Here is a 225-nt window from a genome sequence, read left to right as displayed (position 1 = left end):
GAATAAAGCTTATCGGCTTTCTCTATAAATTCTCCTCTATACCCAGCATCAGCAAGGATACATTTAAACTTCATAAGTCCTTCATTTAGCATTCTAATTAAAAGTAGTCCAGCCTTACTGTCATGAATATTGGCAACACATACCATTACTGCTATTAGAAAGCCATTCTTGTCTACTACCACATGACGCTTTATACCTTTTATCTTCTTATTACCGTCTACTCCG

At 36.0% G+C, this 225-nt stretch carries 1 protein-coding gene; it reads right to left on the bottom strand.

The window, feature by feature from the left end; genetic code table 11:
• The coding region (locus tag GNY06_RS02825) for a transposase (RefSeq protein WP_166518713.1) at positions 1-225 on the bottom strand (225 nt) is incomplete at both ends.

Source organism: Elizabethkingia argenteiflava (assembly GCF_009904105.1).
Classification (GTDB): Bacteria; Bacteroidota; Bacteroidia; order Flavobacteriales; family Weeksellaceae; genus Elizabethkingia; species Elizabethkingia argenteiflava.
This window is presented reverse-complemented; position numbering and strand designations above follow the sequence as displayed.